Raw genomic sequence first — 21,025 nt, forward strand, 5'->3', positions numbered from 1 at the left:
AGACGTCCGCGATACATGATGCGGACGCGCTCGGCGGTGCGGGCCGGGAGAGCGGCCGAGACGCCGCCGTCGGACACGGCTGGGGTCGGGTTGCCCGCGGTGAGCCGGCGCAGCCCTGGGCAATGGTGGATACGACGCCATGCACTACGCCCTGAAAATCGACTACGACCCGGAGTCGAAGCGGTTGGTCGGCCAGGCCGACCCGACCTGGTCGGATGCAGGGCAGGGGGCCTGGGCGAGGCTGGTGACTCGGCTGACCGGGCAGGACGTGGGCTCAGCCTCGGTCGAGCGGGGGCGTGCGCGGCGGCGATGTGCGCCTTTCCCCCGTCGCCTCGAATGCGGCGGCGATCGCGAGGAGCCTGGTGTCGTCGTAGGCCCGTCCGGCGAACGTGAGTCCGACCGGCATTCCGATGTCGTGCATCGTCCCCATGGGTACGGTGATCGTGGGGATGCCGAGGTGGCGTGGGACGAGGTTGCCGTTGGCCACCCACACCCCGTTTCGCCAGCCCAGATCGGCCGATGCCGGGTCGACGTCCATGTTCGCGGGGCCGACATCCGCGACGGCCGGAAACACGACCCCGTCGAGTTCCCGCTCGTCCATCCACTCTTCGAGGTCGACGCGCCTGGTTTCCTCCAGCCCCCGCAGACCCGCTTCCAGTTCGGGAATGTCCGTCAACGCGGCGTACGCGTGCTCGCGCACCCACTGGGGATATTCGGCGATGTCGTCATCGAAGCCGGTGTAGCGGTCCGGCAGGGCGCCGACCGGGTGGGGAAAGATCGTCGCGCCGTCGACGCCTGCGAGGGTCGACAGTGCAGGATCACCATTGGCGCGGAGGAAGTCTTCCCATGCCCACGCCGAGAGATCGACGATCTCCCGGATGAGGAACGCGGGACCGACGAGTCCTCGGGTCTTCACCGTGGGAGCGCTGGGCCGGTCGCCTTCGTAGTTCGAGACGACCGGGAAATCGACCTCGAGCACGTCTGCTCCGGCCGCTTCGAGATCGCGGCGAGCCGCGTTCCACAGCTCGACAACCGACGCGCGGGTATGGATGCGCTGCCCCGTGGGACCTCCGATTCCTCCCTCGGGGTTCGTGCCGGCCTCGGGGTCGGCATTGATGTACATCGCCGGGACGCCGAGGCGGATTCCGGAAAGCGTGCGGTTCGCGGCCACCGCATTTGCGGGCGCGAGCGACGGATAGACCTTCGGGCGTACATCGGAAGCGGCGGGAAGCGATATCCAGGGCTGGCATCGCCAGAAGTCGCCGCGACCGTCCTCGTCGTCGCCGACGACCACATCCAGCACTTCGAGCATGTCGGCCATGGTGCGCGTGTGCGGGACCACGACATCCATCGTGGGCACGAGCGGCCAGTTGCCGCGTACCGAGATCACACCGCGAGACGGCGTGTACGCGCACAACGCGTTGTTCGAAGCGGGAGTCCGGCCTGACGACCATGTTTCTTCGGCCAGGCCGAATGCCGCGAACGAGGCGGCCGTGGCGGTTCCCGACCCGTTGGACGACCCCGAGCCGAATCCGCTCGTCAACCAGTCGGCGTTGTAGGGACTTTCCGCGCGGCCGTAAACACCTCGCTGCATGCCGCCGTTGGCCATCGGTGGCATGTTCGTCAGGCCGAGACAGATTGCTCCGCCGGCTCGCAGCCGTTCGATCGTGTACGCGTCACGTTGCGCGACAAGGTCGGCGAAGGCCGGGCTGCCGCAGGCTGCGGTCAGACCGCGGACGAGGAAGCTGTCCTTCGCCGTGTAGGGAATTCCGTCCAGCGGCCCCCGGACTTCACGTCGCGCCCGGCGCTCGTCGGACGCACGGGCCTCGTCGAGGGCTTCGGGATTGATGACGACCATGGCGTTGAGAGCCGTCGCGCTCTCCGGCCGGTCGTACGCCGCGATGCGTGCGAGGTACGCGTTCACGAGGTCCACGGACCGCGCGGTACCGGATTCGAGGGCGTGGCGCAGCTCTGCGATGGATGCCTCGTAGACCTCGAATGTCATCGGGCGACCTCCTCCGGGGTGAGAGCGGGCTGCTGCTGGGTGATGCAGTGAATACCCCCGCCGCGGGCGAAGATCGCCCGGGAATCGACGGTGACGGCACGCCGTCCGGGATAGGCCGATTCGAGGATGTCACGAGCGGCGCGGTCCGCTCGGTCGTCTCCGAATCCGCACGAAATGATTCCTCCGTTGACTACGAGGTGGTTGACGTAGGAGTAGTCCACGAATCCGTCCTTGTCGCGGATGGCCGTGGGAGCCGGGACTTCGATGATCCGGAACCGGCGGCCGGCGGCGTCCGTCTCATCCGCGAGCCGAGCGCGCAGGTCGCGGGTCACGGCGAAGTCGGGGTGATCGGGATCGGTCTGCGTGTGCAGCAGCAGCACCCCGGGGGAGGGGATCGTCGCGACCATGTCGACGTGGCCCTTCGTTCCGAACAGCTCGTAGTCGCGCGTCAGTCCCCGGGCCAGCCATACGACCTTGGTCGCACCGAGCGTGCGCATGAACTCCGCCTCGACGTGGTCCCGGCGTGCGAACGGGTTGCGTCGGGGATCGAGCTGGACCGTCTTCGTCGCCAGTACCGTGCCCTCGCCGTCGACGTGGATGCCGCCGCCCTCGTTCACCAGCAGGGATCGCACAGCTTCGGCGCCGACCAGATCGGTCACCCGGCGGGCGATGTCGGCGGACAGGCGCCACTCGGACCACTCCGGGTCGCCCCAGCCGTTGAAGATCCATTCGACGGCGCCGAGGACGCCCGGCTGTTCGTCGTCGACGACGAACGTCGGGCCGAAGTCCCGCATCCAGAACTCGTCGAGAGGAGCCTCGACGAGGTCGATGTGTCCGCCCAGCATGCGCCTCGCGCGGTCCCGCTCGGTCGGATCGACGACCATGGTCACCGGTTCGAAGTCGGCGATCGCGTGCGCGACGGTGGTCCAGGAGTCGTAACCCGTCTGCTTGAACGTGTCGCCTTCCCCCAGGTTGCGGCCTTCACGGGGGAAGGCCATCCATGTGCGTGCATGGGGGGCGGTCTCGGACGGCATGCGCCATGTCATCGTGTTCTCCGAAGTGGTCGCGTGGTGAGCGATTTGCGTGCGGATGCTGCGCCTCGCACGTGTCGTCACCATCCCTCGGTGAGGACACGATCGAGAGCGGCGACCGCGTAGTCGGCGCTCTCGGCCGTGATGCACAGGGGCGGTTTGACCTTCAGAACGTTCGATCGTTCGGACGTGGTGAGGACGATCACGCCCAGTTCCCTCAGGCGTTCGCAGATCGCCGCGGCTTCCTGCGCCGCCGGTTCGAGGGTGTCCCGGTCGCGGACCAGTTCCACGCCGAGATAGAGGCCCTCGCCGTGGATCGGCCCGATGATGCCGTGCCGTTCCGCGAGCGCCCGGAAACCGGCCGCAAGGTGACGACCGATCTCCCGGGCGTTCCGTTGAGTGCCCTCGGCCTCCATGGCGTCGAGCACCGCGAGCCCGACGCGGCAGGAGAGCGGATTTCCGCCGGTCGAGGAGAAGAACTGCCCCTGGGAGGTGAGGGCGTCGGCCGCGGCCCGCGAGGTGATGACTCCCCCGATGGGGAAACCGTTGCCCATCGGCTTCGCGATGGCGATGACATCCGGCATGACTGCGGACCGCTCGAATCCCCAGAAGCCCGTCCCCGTGCGCCCGAAGCCGACCTGGACCTCGTCGGCGATGCACAAGCCGCCCGCCGCGCGCACCCGCGCGTAGACATCGGCGAGGTATCCCTCCGGCAGCAGGACTCCGCCGGCGTTGCCGAGCACCGATTCGCAGATGAATCCGGCCGCCGGGCGGCCACGGCGTGCGAGCCCGTCGAGATCGGCTCCGAGATCCGCGGCGTAGCGAGCGCCGACCGACCGGTCCTCCGCCGCGCCTCGGTATGTACCGCGGAAGCGGTTGGGAACGTCCGCGACATGAATCCACTCGGGACGTGTATCGAGAGCGTACGGGTTGTCGTAGGCGCTGGTGGTGACCGCGTCACTGGCCATTGTCCACCCGTGATAGGCCTCCCGAAGTGCGACGACGGTCTTGCGGCCGGTCGCCGCTTGCACGAGCCGCAGGGCGAGATCGACGGCCTCGGATCCGGAGTTCACGAGCACGACGGTGTCGAGCGGCGAATGTGGAGGAAGCAGCGCGAGAAGTCGCTCACTGTATTCGGCCAGCTCGCGGTAGAGAAAGCGCGAGTTCGTGTTGAGGATGCGAATCTGCCGGTCGACAGCGTCGGCGACACCAGGGTGCCCGTGCCCGAGGCCGGCCACGTTGTTGACGAGATCGACGTAGGCGCGGCCCGTGGTGTCGACGAGGTGGTGACGCCAACCGCGTTCGATCTGCATCGGATGCTCGTAATAGCGCTCCTGGGCACCGGCGAGGATCTGCTCGCGGCGTCGCTGTTCGTCGGCCGACTGGTCCCGCTCGGCCTGCGAAGGGAGGCCGAGCAGACCGGCCGGGTCGCGGGCGAGAGCCGACCATGCCGGTACCCGCTCCGGCGTGACCAGTCCCGAACGCCCGGTGTCCGGTTCCTTGACCGCGTCGACGGGCGGCGACGCGCCTTCGACCGCGTCGGCGCGAATGAGGGTGACGCAGATGCGGCGCGATTCCGACGCGGAGGGGAGCAGGCCCAGGCGCGTTCCCGGCGAAAGGACGCTGTTCACTTCGACATCGACGGAAAAACCGTCGATGTCGAGATACCAACCGTCGCCGAGGCGGAGCCTGACGCCGTGCTCGCCCGCGGCGAACACGGTGGCTTCGACGGGAGTCGTCACCACGAGCCGGGGCCCCGGGGCAACATGCAGTTCCGTGCCGATGGGCCAGGTCGCCGCGGCGTCCGGGCAGTCGATCGTCGTGCGGGTGAGGCGGTAGACGCCGAAGGGAAGCACCGCGACCGCGGAGCCACCGGCGAAGGCTCGCGCCACGAGGAGGTCCTCCGCGTCGGCGTCGAGCCACCGCCCGGCCTCCAGCCACGGGCTCTCCACACCGGCGTCCACCACGACAACGTCGCCGGCGATCTCGGGCAGCAGAGAACGGACAGGCAAGGACCGGGCGCGTTTCGGGTGAGGCTCCGGGGCATCCGCGCCGAGGCGATCCGGCACCGCGAGAGGGTCGGCGGAGCGAAGACGCACGGTCGCGTACTCGACGGCCTCGGCAAGCGGCACAGACGTCGCCGCATCGAAGATCGCCTGCTCGACGCGGATTCGGTCGCGTGCGTACGCGTTGTCGCCGTCGATCTCCAGTTGCCGCCATCCGCTCGCGACGAGGATGGCGCCGCGCAGGACGATGAGCGGCCACAGGGCTCGCGCCTCGGCGTCCGACAGCGGCGCACGGGAATGGAACGCCTCGACCGCGTCGAACACGCGCAGCGGACGCTCCGGTTCGTGATGCAGCAGCGACGACGCCGTGATCGCGAGCTCTGCGACGCGCCAGCCATAGGCGAGGTCACCGAGATCGAGCACGACGCGCGGGTGCAGACGGCCGTCCTCCCCGCGTACCCCCATGACGTTGTCGTCGGTGAGATCACCGTGGATCGCTTGGATCGGCAGGCCGCTCGCGACTTCGTCAAGGACGGATCGGGCCTCGTCGGCGGCGGCGGTCACGCGATGACGGAGCGCGCGATCGCGGATCGCGGGCGCACACCTCCCGACTTCCTGATGCGCGACCGCCATGACCCACATGTGCTCGCGGTCGAGTCCCGGATGCGCGAGAGTTGCGAGCGCGTTCACGGACGAGGCCGCGAGAGCGCCGAACTCCTGCAGCACCACGGGGGCGAGGTAACCCGCGTCGAGCATCGGTTCGCCGTCTGCGAACTCACTGCGCCGAACGGCATATCCGCCGCCGCTGCGCTGTGTCAGCTCCCCGTTCGGACCGGCCAGGACAACAGGAACGGGGATGCCCGCGGCGCGATAGGCGTCCAGTGCGACGTGCTGGGCATCACGGGCGTCGTCCCCGAAGGTCGGGTTGTCGATCCGCAGCACGCTGCGCGTTCCGTCGGGTTCCCGCAGGAGGAAATTGCGGTCCTGGTTGCTGCCCAGCTCGCGCGCCACCGCCTCGATGCCGTAGCAGTCCCGCGCGATGGTCTCCGCGTCCGTCTCGGAGACGGCCGGCCGCATCGATGCGCTGTGTCTGTCGTTCACGCGGTCCACGTCCCGCTGCCGTCGGAGGTGCCCCGGAGGAAGGAGAGGTGATCCGCGTCGGAGACCTCCAGCACGCGCAGGATGTTGCCGTGGGCGAGGCGCTCCAGGTCGGGTTCGCTCCAGCCGCGGCGGCGAAGCTCGTGCAGAAGCTCCTGGTAGCGCGAGACGTCTTCGAGACCCGCCGGCATCCGGTCGGTTCCGTCGTAGTCGGCGCCGATGCCCACCGCATGGACGCCCGCGACCTCGCGCACGTGCTCGATGTGATCGGCTACATCGGAGATGCCCACCGGGGGCATCTCCCCCTGCTCACCGGCACGTTCCCACGCGTGGCACTCGGCTGTGAGGAACGACGGCACGAAGGCGACCATGACGACGCCCTCGGCGGCGCCGACAGCGGCCAGAACATCGTCGGGGACGTTACGGGGGTGGTCGCAGATCCGGCGGGCGCCCGAGTGGCTCACGATCATGGGCCGCGTGCTCACGGCCAGCGCGTCTCGCATCGTCGCCGGGGAGACGTGGGCGAGATCGACCAGGACGCCGATCCGGTTCATCTCTTTGACGACATCCCGGCCGAAGTCGGTGAGGCCTCCATGCCGTGCGTCGTCCGTCGCCGAGTCTGCCCAGTGCGTGGTCCGTGACCAGGTGAGGGTGAGATAGCGCGCTCCGAGCCGGGCGTACTGACGCAACACGGCGAGCGAGCCACCCAGTTGCGCCCCGCCTTCGACCCCGATCAGGGAGGCGATTCGTCCCTCGTCGAAGGCAGCGCGTACATCGGCCGCGGTCCGGGCGAACCGTAGCCGAGTGGGGTAGGCGTCGACGAGACGGTGGACGAAGTCGATCTGCTCGAGCGTCGCCGTCACCTGGTCCGCGCCCACAAGTTCCGGATCGACCCATACCGACCAGAACTGTCCGCCGACGCCGCCGGCCGTCAGCCGTGGGAGATCGGTGTGCAGCCCGGGCACGTGCTCGTCAAGTCCTGCCGAGGCGTAACCGTGGTGTGCGCGCCGCGCCCACGCGAGGTCATTGTGTCCGTCGATGACCGGAATCATCCGAGCCGCACCTTTCTCTGGTTCTGACGTCGTTCCGGTGCCTGGCGAGCGCGGAAGGCGAAGCACCGAGGACATGGGCCGATGACGAGCCGCTCGCCCCGGCGGTGTTGCGCAACGCACGTCACGGAGTGAACGTCCGGTACAGCGGGTAGCCCGACAACGTCGCCCGGGTCGCCTTGCCGTCGAGGACGACGTCGAAAGCCAGCCGCTCCGGTGAACGCTCGTCCTCACCGATGCGGAAGCTGCCGTCGGGCAGCGGAACCAGCGGCTCGCCGAGGTCGCTCGCGAAGTCGCCTTGCCAGACCCAGAGACGGCCTCCGCTGCACTGCACCCGGATGTTGGAAAGCCACGGGTTGTAGCCGCGGTAATGGCCGACGACGGGCTTCCATTCCGCAGGCGGCTCCTCGATGACGCTGGGCTCCTGCGGCGCTTCCTCCAGCGCGGACTCGGGCAGCACGAGCGCAGGTGACGGGCGACCGGACAGCGCGGCGTCGACCCAATCGATCGCGAAGTGGGCGACGTCCGACCACGCTCCGCTGCCGTTCGCGAGGACGACAGCGCCCAGACCCCGTTCGCGGTCGCAGACGAGAGCGGCGTTGTAGCCGACCATTCCTCCGGTGTGCGCGACGTACTCGCGGCCCGCACGCTGGTACACATACATGCCGAGCCCGTAGGTGTAGGGCGGTTCCTCGGCCTCGACGCAGTCGGTGAACATCTCGTGCAGGCTGGCGGTCCGCAGAAGGCGGACGTCGCCTGGGCCGCTGCCGTCCCCCAGCAGGAGTCGTATCCAGGCGGTCATCTCCGAGGCCGTGGAGGCGATGCTGCCGTCGGCGGTGGCCGTCTCGAGCCAGTTCGCGGGCGCCAGTCCATCAGCGCGACGAGGCGCCCGGTCGTCGTAGAAGGGACCGTAGCCGACGGCGAGACGGCGGCGTGTGTCGTGCGTGATCGCCGCGTGCGATCCGGCCATGGCGAGCGGATCGAGCAGGCGCTCGGCGAGTACTTGCTCGTAGGGCCGGCGGTGGACCGCCTGCAGAACGAGGCCGAGCGCCTTGTAACCCGTGTTGGAGTAGTAGTGCCAGGTGCCGGGCGGGGTCGTCGCTTCCGTGTCGCGGAGCGCCCAGACCTCGAACGCGGACTCGCCCGTGTACTCCGCGCCGCCGACGATTCCCGCCGTGTGGTTCAGCAGATGCCGGACGGTGATCGGCGCGAACTTCGACTTCACCGTGAACCAGGGCAGGTAGCGGGTCACCGGTGCGTCCAGGTCGAGCAGCCCGCTGTCACGTGCCTGAAGGATCAGTGCCGCTGTGAATCCCTTGGAGATCGAACCGATCTCGAAGAGCGTGTCGTCACGGACGGGGCTCCCGGCGGCGAGGTCGGCGAATCCGGCGGACGTCTGTGCGAGAACCCCGTCCCGGTCCGTGATCGCCAGGGAGAGGCCGGCCGCCCACGAGGTGTCCTCCAGCACCCCGCGAACGGCCTTGGTGAAGTCGGGAGCAAGGGTGATCCTGGTGATCGCCATGGTGTTCTTCTCCGTGAAGTGATGATGAATGTTGCGGGGGCGTCCTCGGGTGCGTCAACGCACGCCGCGCCTCAGTGCCCGACCCGCGAGTGCGCCCGTGGGGTTCCCGTCACGCAGTGCGAAGCGGCCGTTGACGAGCACGTGGTGCATTCCTGTGGCGTAGCGGTGGGGTTCGGAGTACGTAGCGTGATCCTGGACCGCGTCCGGATCGAAGATCGCAAGGTCGGCCCACTCGCCGGCCTTGACCCTCCCTCGTCCGACGAGTCTCAGCGTGTCCGCCGGCAGGCTCGTCATGCGACGCACGGCCTCCTCCAGCGTCAGCAGGCCGTCACGCACGTATGGACCGAGGACGCGCGCAAAGGAGCCGTAGGCTCGCGGGTGTGTCGGGGAGTCCGAGAACGGCGGCTCCGTCGAGGCCGCTTCGGCGTCGGAGCACACACTCACCCACGACTGTTCCAGACCGAGGCGGATGTTCTCCTCCGACATGCAGAAGTAGAGGGCCTCCGTGTGCGGGTCCTCGGCCACGAGATCCAGGAGCGCTTCGAGGGGATCGCCGTAGCCACGGAGGGCACTGAACTGCGCCAACGTCTTTCCGGCAGCCTCGGCGTTCGCGCCGCGTCCGCCCTGGAGCAGGACACCTTCGGCGCCGCCCGCATCGAGATAGATGTTCTCCCACGTGCCGCCCGGCACCCGGATGTCCGCGATGATCTGCGCCCTGCCGACCGGGTCCGCGATACGTTTCAACAGGGCCTTCTCGCCGCCGTCGAAGTACCACGGTGGAATGCACGCGGCCAGGCTCGTACCGCCTGCCTCGTAGGGATAGAGATCGGCGCTGATCTCCATCCCTTCCTCGCGCGCGTCCGCGATCAGGCGGATCGCTTCGGCCATCCGGTGCCAGTTGTCACGGCCGGAGGCTTTGAGGTGCCACACATGTACCCGGCCGGCGGACATCCGGGCGATGTCGATCACCTCACGGACGGACTTCTCCAGATGCGCGGCCTCGTCCCTGATGTGTGAGATGTAGAGGGCGCCGTGCGCGCTCGCCACTCCCGCGTACGCCGCCAGCTCCTCGGTGGAGGCATAGATGCCGGGGGCGTACAGGAGTGACGAGCCGACGCCGAGTGCGCCGGCGGCGAGCTCCTCGTCGAGGATGCCGCAGACCGATCGGAGTTCGTCGTCGGTGAGCTGCCGTTCGTCCGCGCCGGCGCGGATCGCACGGAGATTGTGGGCGCCGACGAAACTCGCGACGTTCGGTCCGACGCCGTTGGCCTCGAGGCTCTCGAGGAAGTCGTTCAACCGCGGAAAGGCGGTGCGGACTCCGTCTTCCCGGGGCGTGGGATCGACGATTTCGACGGCGCGGTCGACGACCGGGCCGAGCGAGTATCCCTCTCCGAAGACTTCCGTGGTGACGCCCTGATACAGGTCCGACAATCCACGGGCGTCCTGCTGCAGCGACTCGTACGCGTGGCTCAGGATGTTGACGAACCCCGGAGCGACCACGAGCCCGGTCGCGTCGAGTTCGAATCGCCCGTCCGGCTCGATGTCCCCGACGTGAACGATTCGACCGCGCGAGACGGCGATGTCGGCGGTCTTCCGCGGCGCTCCGGTCCCGTCGACGACGGTACCGCCGCGGATCACGAGGTCGTTCGTCATCTCGGACATGTCACACGCCTTCCTTGGGGTCGAGGAGGTCGCGGCGCCTCAGATCCTCGTAGGTCTCGCGGCGGACCACCGCACGCGACCGCCCCCCGCCGACGAAGATCACGGGTGGCCGACGGGCACCGTTGTAGTTGTTCGACATGGTGTGGCAGTACGCCCCCGTCACGGGCACCGCCACGACATCGCCGACCCGGGGTTCGCGCAGCGCCACACCCGTGCTGATCCGGTCACCGGATTCGCAGTGCCTGCCGACGAGGTCCACGGCCTCTCCGCCGCCGACGCGGTTCACGACGGTCGCCTCGAACCTTTGCCCGTACAGGGACACTTCGAGGTTGTCACCCATGCCTCCGTCGACCGCGACGAACGTCGGTCGTCCCTCCTTCACCGAGACGACCCGGTACAGCGTCAGCCCGCTTCGCGCCACGACGCTGCGGCCCGGCTCGATCAGCAACTGCGCGTGCGCCGGCAGATACTTCGTGGCGGCGCCGATGAGGCCGTCGAGCCAGGCTTCGACGCTCGGCGGAGCGTCGTCGTATGTGTAGCGGACGCCCAGACCGCCGCCCAGATCGTAGATGTCGAACTCGCCGTAGGAGGCGAGTGCTCGCACGGCCGCAACATAGGGCTCGACCTCGCATATCTGGCTTCCGATGTGCATGTGCAGACCGCGAAGATCGAGGTGCTCACTGGAACGGAGGCGAGCGATCGCCCGTTGGGCGTCTGCCCGCTGCAGACCGAACTTCGATCCCTGCTTTCCTGTCGCCAGCGCCTCGTGCGTCTCGGCGGCGACATCGGGGAGCACACGGATCAGGACGTCCTGGCGGCCGGTGACGATCTCTTCCAGCTTCGCGATGTCATCGAAGTTGTCGATGACGATGAGCCCCACTCCCGCGTCGACCGCGGCCTGGAGTTCGTCCACCGATTTCGCGTTGCCGTGCATCACGATGGTGTCGGGTTCAACCCCCGCACCGAGCGCGAGAACAAGCTCGCCACCGCCCGCGACATCCGCTCCGAGCCCCGCTTCCGCGAGCGTCCGATAGACAGCTGTCGCCGGGAACGCTTTCGATGCGAAGACAACGCGTGAGTTCGGCCATCTGGCGGCCAGCGCCTCGCGGAACAATGTCGCCTGGCGGATCAGCGCGGTCTCGTCGAGCACGTAGGCAGGGGTGCCGAACCGCTGCGCGATATCCGTCAGCCGAACGCCGCCCACGACCAACTCGTCCTCGGCATCAACATATGTTCCTTCGGGGAACAATTCAATCAATGCGCGCGCGTCGTCGTTCGGATTTGTGTCTGATGCGTCGAGGGTCGACGTCGTCATATGGGTTCCCGCCTTCTGATTTACGAACAGGCTAGGGACTCCATCCGGGGCGAATCTGTAGCCGATGTGACTAGTATTCGCGAATGAACTTGTCTGATCGGCCAGTTGCCGGCTGCTCCCTGGAGGAGCTGCTGCAGCGGGTGCTCCCGCTGCAGGTCACCGTTCTCGTCGAGTCGACCGCCGCGGGCGCGCTTTTCGTGCGTAGCACCGTCATCGCGGGGCCGGGGGAGGGGCTACCCGATGTGTCGGGTGGCATCCTGCTGCTGGCGGGGTACGGCGACGTGCCGCAGATCGAGGCATCGGTGAGGGAAGCCGCCGAGCGTGGGTTCGGTGCGGTGTTCCTCCGATCGGGCGCGTCGGCGACGCCGACGGTCCTGCGCACGGCAGCCGAGGCCGGGGTTTCGCTGATGTCTTTCGACAGCGAGCTGAACTGGCGTGAGCTGGCCGCGCTGCTCGACACGGTGATCGAATCGCACTGGGCGCCGTCCGATGGAGGACCCGCCGTCGGTGTCGAGGAGCTGTACGTGATCGCCGACGCGGTCGCGGCGACGATCGGTGGCTCGGTGTCGATCGAGGATCTCTCTCAGCGCGTCGTCGCCTACTCGAGCGTTCCGGGCCAGCGTATCGACGCGGTGCGCAGCGAAGGCATCCTCGACCGGAGCGCTCCGCACGATCCGGGAGATCGGGAACGGTACGGGCGCATCCTGCGGTCCGACGGCGTGGTCAGGTTCGAGCGCAACGGTGACGAACTCGCGCGTGCGGCGATGGCCGTCAAGGCCGGCGACCTTCCGCTCGGCACGATTTGGGCGATCGAGGGCGAAAACGGCATGAGCCCTCGTGACGAAGCCGCTCTGCGGCAGGGCGCTCAGTTGGCGGCGTTGCACATGCTGCGTGCGCGCAGCCCCTTCGAGCTCCAGCACGAACTCCGCGGCGACGCTCTGCGGTCGCTCATCGACGGAACGGGGAACGCGGACGGTGCCCGTACGCGGCTCCGTTTGCGGGACGATGTGCCTCGCGCGCTGCTCGCGTTCGGATTCGGGGGCACAGGGGCGGACCGGTCCGAATCCTCGGCGACGGCCGGCGCCACACAGAATGTCGCACGCCAGATCAGCGCTCTGCGCCCCAGCGCCCCGATCACGGTGTCCGGAGGGGTTGTCTACGTCCTCCTCGCTGACGATCAGGTGAGCTCTGCCGCGTCCTCCCTGGCCGAGTCGATCACCGGCATCCCGGGAAGCCGAGCGCGGCGACGGCTGTTCGGCGCGGTGGCCGTCGACCATGACGCGACGCGGCCGCTCACGGATCTGCGCGCCGAGGCGGACGACGTGCTGGAGGCGCTCGTCGTCCGCTCGGACCGGCCTACCGCAACCCTGCGCGACGTCCGGGTGGACGTGATTCTGCGACACGTCGCAGCCGAGCTGACGAGAACTCCCTGGCTGCGTGATACGGAGATCGCCCGGATCTTCACCGCCTCGGCCCGCAATCGGGAGATCGCCAACAGCGTGGCGGCGTGGTTCGAGGCACGGTTCGAGGTGAGCCGGGCGGCGCAGGAACTCCAGGTACACCCCAACACGCTGCGGTATCGGCTTCGCCGCTTCTCCGAACTGACAGGAGTGGACCTGGAGGATGCCGATTCGTGCTTGAGCGTCTGGTTGCAGCTGCGCACGCATTCCGGAGTCCGGGCCTCCTGACGCGGGGCGTGACCGAAGAGGCGTTGCGGTCCGATTCCCGAGAATCGATGTCCGCTACGGCTTCCTGATCACGCGAAAGCGACTCACGTCGGGAACCACGGCGCCTCGAACGTACCCGCCCGGTGAACGGGCAACCTGCAGTAGGAAGTCGACGGCGGGTCGAGTGATTTCCTCACCGGGCAGAATATTGGGGATTCCCGGAGGATACGCGGATAGGGCGTCAGCGCTCGTCCGGCCCACCGCCTCCGTGTGCGGGACGACCTCGGACGGCGCGTAGAACGCGTCACGCGGAGAGACCTGTGTTCTCCCGGGCGACGGCAGGTCCGCCGGGTCGCCGATCTCGTTCGGCACCGCGTCTCCCCGGGTTTCGAGGACGGCGTCGATGAGTCGGTCGAACGAGGTTCGCTTGCCGATCCCCACGAGCGGGACGAGCGTCGTGCGCGTCGCCATCTCCACCCATACGCCGAAGTCGCGCGCCAACGTGAGCCGCAGGGCGTGCGCATCCGCGCAGATCCCGCTGACGTCGATCGGCATGCGCAGGGGATCATGGTCGACGATGTCCGGGTGGGAGAAAAAGGTGTCCTCGATCAACGAGATTCCTTGCTCCGCCCGAATGCGGTCACGCGCCGCTCCCAGGGCACGCAGCGCGTCGTCGACGTGCGGCCCGCCCCGTTGAAGGTCGCGACGGGCGACATCGATCGATCCGATCAGCAGTGAACTCTCACTCGTGGAGGTCGTCATTCGATAGGCCCGTTCGAGAGCGGGCTCCAGAGTGTCGGCGAGATCGGTGTCGCCGAGGTGCAGCATCGCGCTCTGGTGCAGGGACGACGTCATCTTGTGCGTACTCATGACGACGATGTCGGCCCCCTGCCGCACGGGGGAGGGGGGCAGGTCCGGGTGGAACCCGAAGTGGGCTCCCCAGGCGCAGTCGACGATGAGCACGGCGCCCGCGTCGTGGACCAACCGGGCGATGGTCGGCACGTCGGCGACCGCCCCGAAATAGCTCGGGCTCACGATGTAGACCGCTGTCACCGGCCCGGGATGGTCGGCGATCGCCTTCGCGATGGACGCCGGCGTGACACCGTGGGCGATGCCGTTGCGTACGTCCACGCCGGGCAGGGCGTAGGCCGGACGCAACCCGGCGAGGATGACGCCGTCCACGACACTCGAGTGCGCGCTGCGCTGAATGACGATCCCGTCACCCAGCTGACTCACCGCGAGTGCCGCGAGCCGGTTGCCCTGCGAGGACCCACTCGTGAGGAACCAGGTCCGCCGGGCGCCCCATGCCCTGGCGGCCAGCTGATGGGCACGCTCGCGCGGGGAGTCTCTTCCGAGGTCGATGCCGTCGAGCAGCTGTGTGACATCGATGGCCAGCGCCCGTTCCCCGGCGAACTCCGCCTGCCCTGCGGCGAAACCGTCGCCGGTGGCACCATGGCCGGGCACCATGAACGACACCGGCCTGCGGGCGGCATGACGAAGCAATGCGTCGGCGTACGGTGCTTCGTCGTCTGCACCGGCCCGAGGACGTCCGTCGTAGTGGATGGTCGGTTTCATCCTTCACGTTCCTTCATGGCCGGCTCGGTGCTGCTCGCTTGGCAGCGCGGCCAGCAGCTCACGCGTGTAGGTGTGTTGCGGATTCAGCAGCACTTCTTCGGTCGTTCCGACCTCGACCAGCCGGCCGGATCGCATCACCGCGACACGATCGGCGATGTTCCAGGCCAGGCCGAGATCGTGCGTGACGACCATGACGCTGAGGCGCATCTGTTCGCGCAACCGGAGGAAGAGGCTGAGGATCTCTCCGCGGAGCGACGCGTCGAGGCTTGCGACGGGCTCGTCGGCGATGATGGTCTCGGGTTCGACGGCGAGCGCGCCGGCGATGAGGACGCGTTGACGCTGACCGCCGGAAAGCTCGTGAGGGTAGCTCAGGAAGAACTGCTCCGGCGGGCGCAGGCCGGCATTCGAGAGTGCTCGTGCCACGAGATCGACCTCGGTGACGTCATCGCCGCGGGCGTTGTGCTCGGCGACGAGCCGGTGCAGCCGAATGCCCTCGGCCACCGACTCGTACACGGAGTGCTTCGGGTTGAGCGCACCCGACGGGTCCTGCATGACGAGCTGGACCCGGCGGCGGTAGCCGCGCAGCGCGGCGCCACCGGTGGGAAGCCGCTTGCCGAGAGCGGTCACCTCTCCGCTCGTGGGACGTTCGAGGCCGAGAAGCGCTCTGCTCAGCGTCGTCTTTCCGGAGCCCGACGCACCGACCAGAGCCAGGATCTCGCCGTCCCGGACCTCGAGGTTCACGCCGTCAACGGCACGGACCTCGCTGCGACCGTGGAGTGAGGGGAACGTGACATGGAGATCGGTCGCGCTCAGCACGATGCGGTTCATCGGGCCACCGTCGATTCCGTACGGGCGATGCCCAGATCCTCGGCGCGCAGGCAGCCGGTTTTCAGCCCGTGTGCGTACCTGGCGAACTCCGGCTTGTGGACGAGGCAGTCGCCGTCGAGAGACGTGCACTGCGCGGCGAATTCACGCTCGGCCACGTCGTCGACGACGGTGACCGGATCGTCCGCGAGCCCCTGGGGCCGATACCTCGACGCCGGGTCGCCGATCGTGGGGAACGCGCCTGCGAGAGCCCGCGTATAGGGATGCTTCGCCTGCGCGAACACCCTCGGACCGGGAGCCTGCTCTACGATGCGGCCGCCGTGCATGACGACCACTTCGTCGCACACGCTCGACAGGACTGCGAGGTCGTGGCTGATCATCATCAAGCCGAGTTCGAGCTCGACCGCCAGGTTTCGAAGCAGGCGCAGGATCTGGGCCTGCACTTTCACGTCGAGCGCGGTGGTCGCTTCGTCGGCGATCAGCAGCTTGGGGTCGCAGGCGAGCGCCATGGCGATCATGATGCGCTGCTTCTGTCCGCCCGAAAGCTGATGGGGGTAGCTGTACGTGTGCTCCGCCGCGAGGCCCACCATGTCGAGCAGTTCGGCCACGCGGAGATCGCATGCACGCCGCGTCGTCTCGGGTCGGTGGACGAGAATGGGTTCGGCGATCTGCTCGCCCACCGTCCGCACGGGGTTGAGCGAGTTCATCGCTCCCTGAAAGACGATCGCGGCATCCGACCAGCGCATGCGGCGCAGCGCGCCCCAGGTGAGGGAGTTGACGTCCTTGCCGCAGACCTCGACCCGCCCCTCCACGCCTGCCCTGCGGGGGTGGAGCCGCAGCACGGCGCTCGCCACCGTGGACTTTCCCGAACCCGATTCGCCGGCGATGCCAAGGGAGCGGCCTTGGTCGAGTGAGAGAGAAACGCCGCGCACGGCGGCGATGTCTCCTCGACCGGATCGGTACGTGACCCGGAGATCTTCGATCCTCAGCAGTTGGGTCATCGGCCCTCCTTGAGGCGCGGATTGACGATGTCCTCGAGCGCTTGGCCGGCCATCGTGAACGCGAGTACCACCACGATGACGCAGATACCGGGCGGGAGCAGCGCCCACCATGCCCCCAGCGACACGGCGCCGGTGCCGAACGCCGCGTTGAGCATCGTGCCCCAGGAAACCGCTGTCGGGTCGCCGAAGCCGAGGAAGGACAGCGTGGTCTCGGCAAGAACCGACCCGGCGACCGTGAGTGTCGTGTTCGCGAACACGAGCGGCAGCACGTTGGGGAACACATGTTTCGACATGAGGTGCCAGGGCCCCGCGCCGAGCACCCGCGCTCGTTCCATGAACGGCCGTTCGCGCACCGAGAATGTCTGCGCCCGGATCACCAGCGCGGTCGCGGGCCAGCCGGTGATGCCGATCACCACGATGATCGAGAACAAGGAGCCGCCCAGCAAGGTCGCCAGGACGAGGGCGAGGGGCAGGAATGGAATGACGATGAACCATTCGGTGAGCCGGAAGAGGACGGTGCCTGCCCACCCGTCCGATATCCCCGAGGCCATGCCGACGATCGTGCCGATCACCATCGAGATGACCGTGGCCATCAGGCCGACCAGAAGCGGCACACGGGCCCCGAATATGAGCAGGGTGAGTATCGAACGTCCGTTGTCATCGGTTCCGAGCGGATACTTTTGGCTCGGCGGCGCCAGGATCGGACCCGACGCGGCACTCACGCGCAACTCATGGGAGTCGGCCAGCAGCGGCGCGAAGACCGCGATGACCGCGAAGACCAGGAGCACGGCGAGTCCGACCATGCCCGCCCGGTTCGCGCGGAACTTCGCCCACGTACGACCCCAGGCTTCGCGACGGAGCTTCCAACGGAGCGCTCTCGCGCTGGACCGTCGAGGGGGAGCGGGTGCTGTGGTCATGCTTTCACCCTCGGATCTTGGAGTGCGTAGATGAAGTTCGCCACCATGTTGGCGACCACGACCGCGGCTGAGAAAAGGAGGAACAGCCCCTGCAGAAGCGGCAGATCGGGGATCCTCATGGCTTCGCTCGTGAGCAGTCCGAGCCCCGGGATGGAGAAGACGGTCTCGATGGTGATCGCACCACCCACGGTGAACGCCAGGTTGAGTGCGATGAGCGTGGTCATGGGCAACCGAGCGTTCGGGAGTGCATGCCTGTGCAGGACCTGCCGGTCGGAGAGCCCCTTGGCGCGCCCGGTGAGCAGGTAGTCCTCTCCCATGACGTCGAGCATGGACGACCGCATGATCATCGAGTATTCGGCGAGATATGTGACCGTCAGCGTCGTCGTCGGCAGGACGAGGTGCCAGATGGTGTCCGCGACGCCCTCGACGCTCATCGGTGCGACTCCGGGCGAATGGAGCCCGCCGATGGGGAAGACGCCGAAGATCGGATTGGCGGCGAACACCATGAACAGCAACAGACCGAGCCACCATTCCGGCATGGAGTACAGGACGGTCGCGAAGGCCGATGTCGAGCGGTCGAACCGCCCGCCGTGCTTCCACGCCTGACGGCTGCCTAGCCGGCTGCCCAGCCAGATCGAGAGAACCGTCGCCGGCAGGACGAGGAGGAGGGTCGGCCATACGCGCTCCCCGATGAGGTCGGGGACCGGTTTGGAGTACTGGAAGGAAACGCCGAAGTCTCCCGTGAAGACCTGCTTCAGGTACTTTCCGAACTGCATCCAGAGCGATTCGTCGAGTCCCAGTCGGCGCCGGATCTCTTCCAGGTCCTCTGCGGTACGAGCCTTTCCTCGGCCGAGGGTCCGTTCGGGATGGGGGTTGATCACCCGGAACAGGAAGAAGTTCACGACGATGACGAACATCAGCGCGCAAGCCGAACCGGCGAACTGCGTCAGCACGAACCTGCGGCTGAAGCGGCCGGCGAGCCGTGAACGTCGATGAGGAAAGCCTGGTCCGACCAGCCCGTCGACATGGGTGGCGGTAGAGATCGATGGCGACGTCATTCTCGCTCCTCCGCTGTCGCTCGGCGCCATCGCGCTACTGCGAATCGCCCGAGTAGCAAGACCAGAATCAGCGCTGCGAGGCTGCGGTAGACGACTGTGGCCGTTCTTCGCGCCGTTCGGTCCGCACTCACGTCCTGAGCGGCACCATCGGTCGGCCTCAGGTCGTAGAGACTGGTGACGTCGGCCATGACGTCACCACCGGGCTGAAACGCGGAGGTCCATCCCGTCCACCGATCGCTGCGATATGCCTGCTGCGCCATCGGCTGTCCCATCACGATGTAGGGAGCATCGTGGTAGAGAATCTGCTGCATCTTCTTGACGATCTCGACGCGCTTGTCGTGGTCCAGTTCGTTTTTCTGTTCGGTGTACAGATCGTCGTATTCCTTGGAGCAGTACCAGCTGTCACTCTGAAGCGAGCGTTGGTCGCAGGTCAGGTAGACGAGCATCGCGTCCGGGTCGTCACTGAAGCCCCAGCCCCACCAGAACATGTCGTAATTCCCGCTGAGGATTTCGTCGGTCAGCTTGTCGGCCGTCATCGCGTCGATCGTGATGTCGAATCCGAGATTCTGCATCCACTCGCGGACGAGTCGAGTGGCGAGAAGGGACGACTGGTCCGACGCGTCGACCGCGATCCGGAGCCGTGGTACCGAGCGGCCGGTCGGAAGGGTGCGCCTGCCGTGGGCGTCCAGCTTGTAGCCGGCCTCGTCGAGCCTCCGGGCGGCGAGTTTCGGATCGTACGTCGTGCCGTCTGCCGGCGGCTTCCACTGGAAGTCCGGGAAGCCGTCGGGGACGATCGTCCTCAGAGGTGACAGACCTCCTTTGAACGCCTTGCGCGAAAGCTCCGCCGGATCGAAGGCGGTGGACAACGCGAAACGGAACTTGGGATCGAGAACCGCAGGGTTCGGATCACCGAGCGGCCGGCCTGTCTTGAGGTCGGAAGAGCCCGAATTGAAACCCACTTCGACGAAGTTGCCGAGGAGCGGGAATTGGCCGGCGTACATGTGCTGCCGACTCTTGAGCTTTCGAACCTGTAGCGCGTTCACGCTCGGTGTATAGTCGATCTCCCCCTTTCGAATCGCCTGCATGATCGTGTCCTGTGCTTTGAAGAACCGCCAGTCGACGTACGCGACCGGACTGAGCCCACGCCAGCTACCGGGCCACGCTTCGAAGCGGTACAACGAGCTGCCCGCCCCTCCCTCGAGGAGTCGGTAGGGCCCGGATGTCACCAAGCTTTTCGGACCGAGAGGATACTGGTCGAGCTTCTCGTCGGGATAATGCTCAAGGATGTGTTTCGGGAGTATAGGGATCGGCATTTTGGGCAGCGTCGCGCTCGGCGCGCCAAGGCTCAGCTCGACGGTGATGTCATCCGGGGCGTTCACGGTTTTCACGTTGTCGAGATAATTTCCCCATGTACTGTTCCCCTGCCCACCCTCGAGCACGCGGCCGAGCGTATATGCTGCGTCGGCTGCGGTGAGCGGTTTCCCGTCGCTCCATTTGAGACCAGGCCGCATGTGGTACGTGACGGTAAGGCCGTCGGCCGCGACATTCCACGATTCGGCGAGCCCCGGTCCCTGTTCGGCGAGGGAATCGTGAGAGGGCGAGGTCAGTGCCTCGAACAGGTACGGTATCAGGGCGTACGAGTTGGACAGGATGTATGTCAAGGGATTAAGCGTGTCGACCTCGCCAACGGCCCCGATAGTGAGCTTTCCGCCCGCGCCCCGCGAACCCGCGCTGCTGGGTCCGGATGCAACCGAATCGGTCCCTGATCGATGACCGGAAACGGCGGAGGAGGCGGTAAACATGCTGGTAAGGAACGCTGCTAGAGCTATCGCTGCCAGAGACGCGGTGGCGACTCGCGCGAAAGAGACTCGGGGGTGAAACCTGCGACAACCTGATGCGGATCTCCACGACATACTGGGCCTCCCTCACGCCGGTGACCGGCGTGTCCACGTCCTCGAAGGTGCGCCCTCGTGGCACGTGCGTTTCGTATTCCGATCAGTAGACCAGCCGATGCCCTGGGCATCTTTGGCGCTTCGGCTGAATTTGGCGCGGCAGATTTAGAGGAGTTGCCACAAAGGGCCGATTCGGCGGCTTGGGGCGTGTCGCCGGGTTCGGCGGGGCGTTGCGGTGGGTGTGGGGAAGGCGCCGCTGTGGTTGGTCTCGGACGAGTTGTGGGCTCGGGTTGAGCCGTTGTTGCCGTTGTTGCCGTTGCGGCACAGGGGGGCGGAATCCCGGGCGCTTTCCCCTCTTGCGGTCATGGTGATCGGCTCCAATAAGCCGAAATTCGCCCGACA

14 protein-coding genes are annotated in these 21,025 nt (G+C 67.4%); 1 reads left to right on the forward strand and 13 read right to left on the reverse strand.

What is annotated here, in order from left to right:
* Positions 1–274: 274 nt before the first annotated feature.
* From ACH4U8_RS14755 to lysA, 7 genes are all read right to left on the reverse strand, one after another.
* Positions 275–2,005, reverse strand: coding sequence for an amidase (locus ACH4U8_RS14755; protein ID WP_395778107.1), 1,731 nt, complete (start codon positions 2,003–2,005; stop codon positions 275–277).
* A complete protein-coding gene (locus ACH4U8_RS14760) occupies positions 2,002–3,051 on the reverse strand; it encodes an agmatine/peptidylarginine deiminase (protein ID WP_379989537.1) in 1,050 nt (349 codons plus the stop codon). Before ACH4U8_RS14760 ends, ACH4U8_RS14755 begins: the two co-directional genes overlap by 4 nt.
* 65 nt (positions 3,052–3,116) lie before the next feature.
* Entirely contained in the window at positions 3,117–6,143 is a 3,027-nt protein-coding gene (locus ACH4U8_RS14765; RefSeq protein WP_395778108.1) for an aminotransferase, read from the reverse strand.
* Positions 6,140–7,192 carry a dipeptidase gene (locus ACH4U8_RS14770; RefSeq protein WP_395778110.1) on the reverse strand — a complete coding sequence of 351 codons (1,053 nt, stop codon included), beginning with the start codon at positions 7,190–7,192 and terminating at the stop codon, positions 6,140–6,142. The genes ACH4U8_RS14765 and ACH4U8_RS14770 overlap by 4 nt, the downstream gene beginning before the upstream one ends.
* 121 nt (positions 7,193–7,313) lie before the next feature.
* Positions 7,314–8,657, reverse strand: a complete 1,344-nt coding sequence (locus tag ACH4U8_RS14775) for a serine hydrolase domain-containing protein (protein WP_395778111.1) — start codon at positions 8,655–8,657, stop codon at positions 7,314–7,316.
* A 108-nt stretch (positions 8,658–8,765) separates the two neighbouring features.
* Positions 8,766–10,373, reverse strand: coding sequence for an amidohydrolase family protein (locus ACH4U8_RS14780; RefSeq protein WP_395778113.1), 1,608 nt, complete (start codon positions 10,371–10,373; stop codon positions 8,766–8,768).
* A 1-nt stretch (position 10,374) separates the two neighbouring features.
* Complete coding sequence (gene lysA / locus ACH4U8_RS14785; RefSeq protein ID WP_360314033.1) at positions 10,375–11,688, reverse strand: diaminopimelate decarboxylase; 1,314 nt, start codon at positions 11,686–11,688, stop codon at positions 10,375–10,377.
* An 83-nt stretch (positions 11,689–11,771) separates the two neighbouring features.
* Between lysA and ACH4U8_RS14790 the strand changes: the two genes are divergently transcribed.
* On the forward strand, positions 11,772–13,376 hold the full coding sequence (locus tag ACH4U8_RS14790; protein ID WP_395778115.1) for a PucR family transcriptional regulator: 1,605 nt from the start codon (positions 11,772–11,774) through the stop codon (positions 13,374–13,376).
* A 54-nt stretch (positions 13,377–13,430) separates the two neighbouring features.
* Here ACH4U8_RS14790 and ACH4U8_RS14795 read toward each other — a convergent pair whose 3' ends face one another.
* The 6 genes from ACH4U8_RS14795 to ACH4U8_RS14820 are packed head-to-tail and all read right to left on the reverse strand — an operon-like array spanning position 13,431 to position 20,392.
* Positions 13,431–14,930: an aminotransferase class V-fold PLP-dependent enzyme gene (locus ACH4U8_RS14795; RefSeq protein ID WP_360314037.1), complete on the reverse strand. Its 1,500-nt coding sequence runs from the start codon at positions 14,928–14,930 to the stop codon at positions 13,431–13,433.
* 3 nt (positions 14,931–14,933) lie between these two features.
* Entirely contained in the window at positions 14,934–15,758 is an 825-nt protein-coding gene (locus tag ACH4U8_RS14800) for an ABC transporter ATP-binding protein (protein ID WP_395778117.1), read from the reverse strand.
* On the reverse strand, positions 15,755–16,756 hold the full coding sequence (locus tag ACH4U8_RS14805; RefSeq protein ID WP_395778119.1) for an ABC transporter ATP-binding protein: 1,002 nt from the start codon (positions 16,754–16,756) through the stop codon (positions 15,755–15,757). Before ACH4U8_RS14805 ends, ACH4U8_RS14800 begins: the two co-directional genes overlap by 4 nt.
* Entirely contained in the window at positions 16,753–17,673 is a 921-nt protein-coding gene (locus ACH4U8_RS14810) for an ABC transporter permease (RefSeq protein ID WP_395778121.1), read from the reverse strand. Before ACH4U8_RS14810 ends, ACH4U8_RS14805 begins: the two co-directional genes overlap by 4 nt.
* Positions 17,670–18,731, reverse strand: coding sequence for an ABC transporter permease (locus ACH4U8_RS14815; RefSeq protein WP_395778123.1), 1,062 nt, complete (start codon positions 18,729–18,731; stop codon positions 17,670–17,672). Before ACH4U8_RS14815 ends, ACH4U8_RS14810 begins: the two co-directional genes overlap by 4 nt.
* Complete coding sequence (locus ACH4U8_RS14820; protein ID WP_395778125.1) at positions 18,728–20,392, reverse strand: ABC transporter substrate-binding protein; 1,665 nt, start codon at positions 20,390–20,392, stop codon at positions 18,728–18,730. The genes ACH4U8_RS14815 and ACH4U8_RS14820 overlap by 4 nt, the downstream gene beginning before the upstream one ends.
* Between the last annotated feature and the right edge of the window lie 633 nt (positions 20,393–21,025).

Origin of the sequence: Embleya sp. NPDC020886 (assembly GCF_044333915.1) — a bacterium.
Classification (GTDB): Bacteria; Actinomycetota; Actinomycetes; order Streptomycetales; family Streptomycetaceae; genus Embleya.

Bases quoted from the DNA above. Each gene is read 5' to 3' on its own strand.
- ACH4U8_RS14810 (WP_395778121.1), bottom strand. From the start codon at position 17,673: ATGACCACAGCACCCGCTCCCCCTCGACGGTCCAGCGCGAGAGCGCTC.
- ACH4U8_RS14760 (WP_379989537.1), bottom strand. From the start codon at position 3,051: ATGACATGGCGCATGCCGTCCGAGACCGCCCCCCATGCACGCACATGG.
- ACH4U8_RS14755 (WP_395778107.1), bottom strand. From the start codon at position 2,005: ATGACATTCGAGGTCTACGAGGCATCCATCGCAGAGCTGCGCCACGCC.
- ACH4U8_RS14800 (WP_395778117.1), bottom strand. From the start codon at position 15,758: ATGAACCGCATCGTGCTGAGCGCGACCGATCTCCATGTCACGTTCCCC.
- ACH4U8_RS14815 (WP_395778123.1), bottom strand. From the start codon at position 18,731: ATGACGTCGCCATCGATCTCTACCGCCACCCATGTCGACGGGCTGGTC.
- ACH4U8_RS14805 (WP_395778119.1), bottom strand. From the start codon at position 16,756: ATGACCCAACTGCTGAGGATCGAAGATCTCCGGGTCACGTACCGATCC.
- ACH4U8_RS14780 (WP_395778113.1), bottom strand. From the start codon at position 10,373: ATGTCCGAGATGACGAACGACCTCGTGATCCGCGGCGGTACCGTCGTC.
- ACH4U8_RS14790 (WP_395778115.1), top strand. From the start codon at position 11,772: ATGAACTTGTCTGATCGGCCAGTTGCCGGCTGCTCCCTGGAGGAGCTG.
- ACH4U8_RS14770 (WP_395778110.1), bottom strand. From the start codon at position 7,192: ATGATTCCGGTCATCGACGGACACAATGACCTCGCGTGGGCGCGGCGC.
- lysA (WP_360314033.1), bottom strand. From the start codon at position 11,688: ATGACGACGTCGACCCTCGACGCATCAGACACAAATCCGAACGACGAC.
- ACH4U8_RS14795 (WP_360314037.1), bottom strand. From the start codon at position 14,930: ATGAAACCGACCATCCACTACGACGGACGTCCTCGGGCCGGTGCAGAC.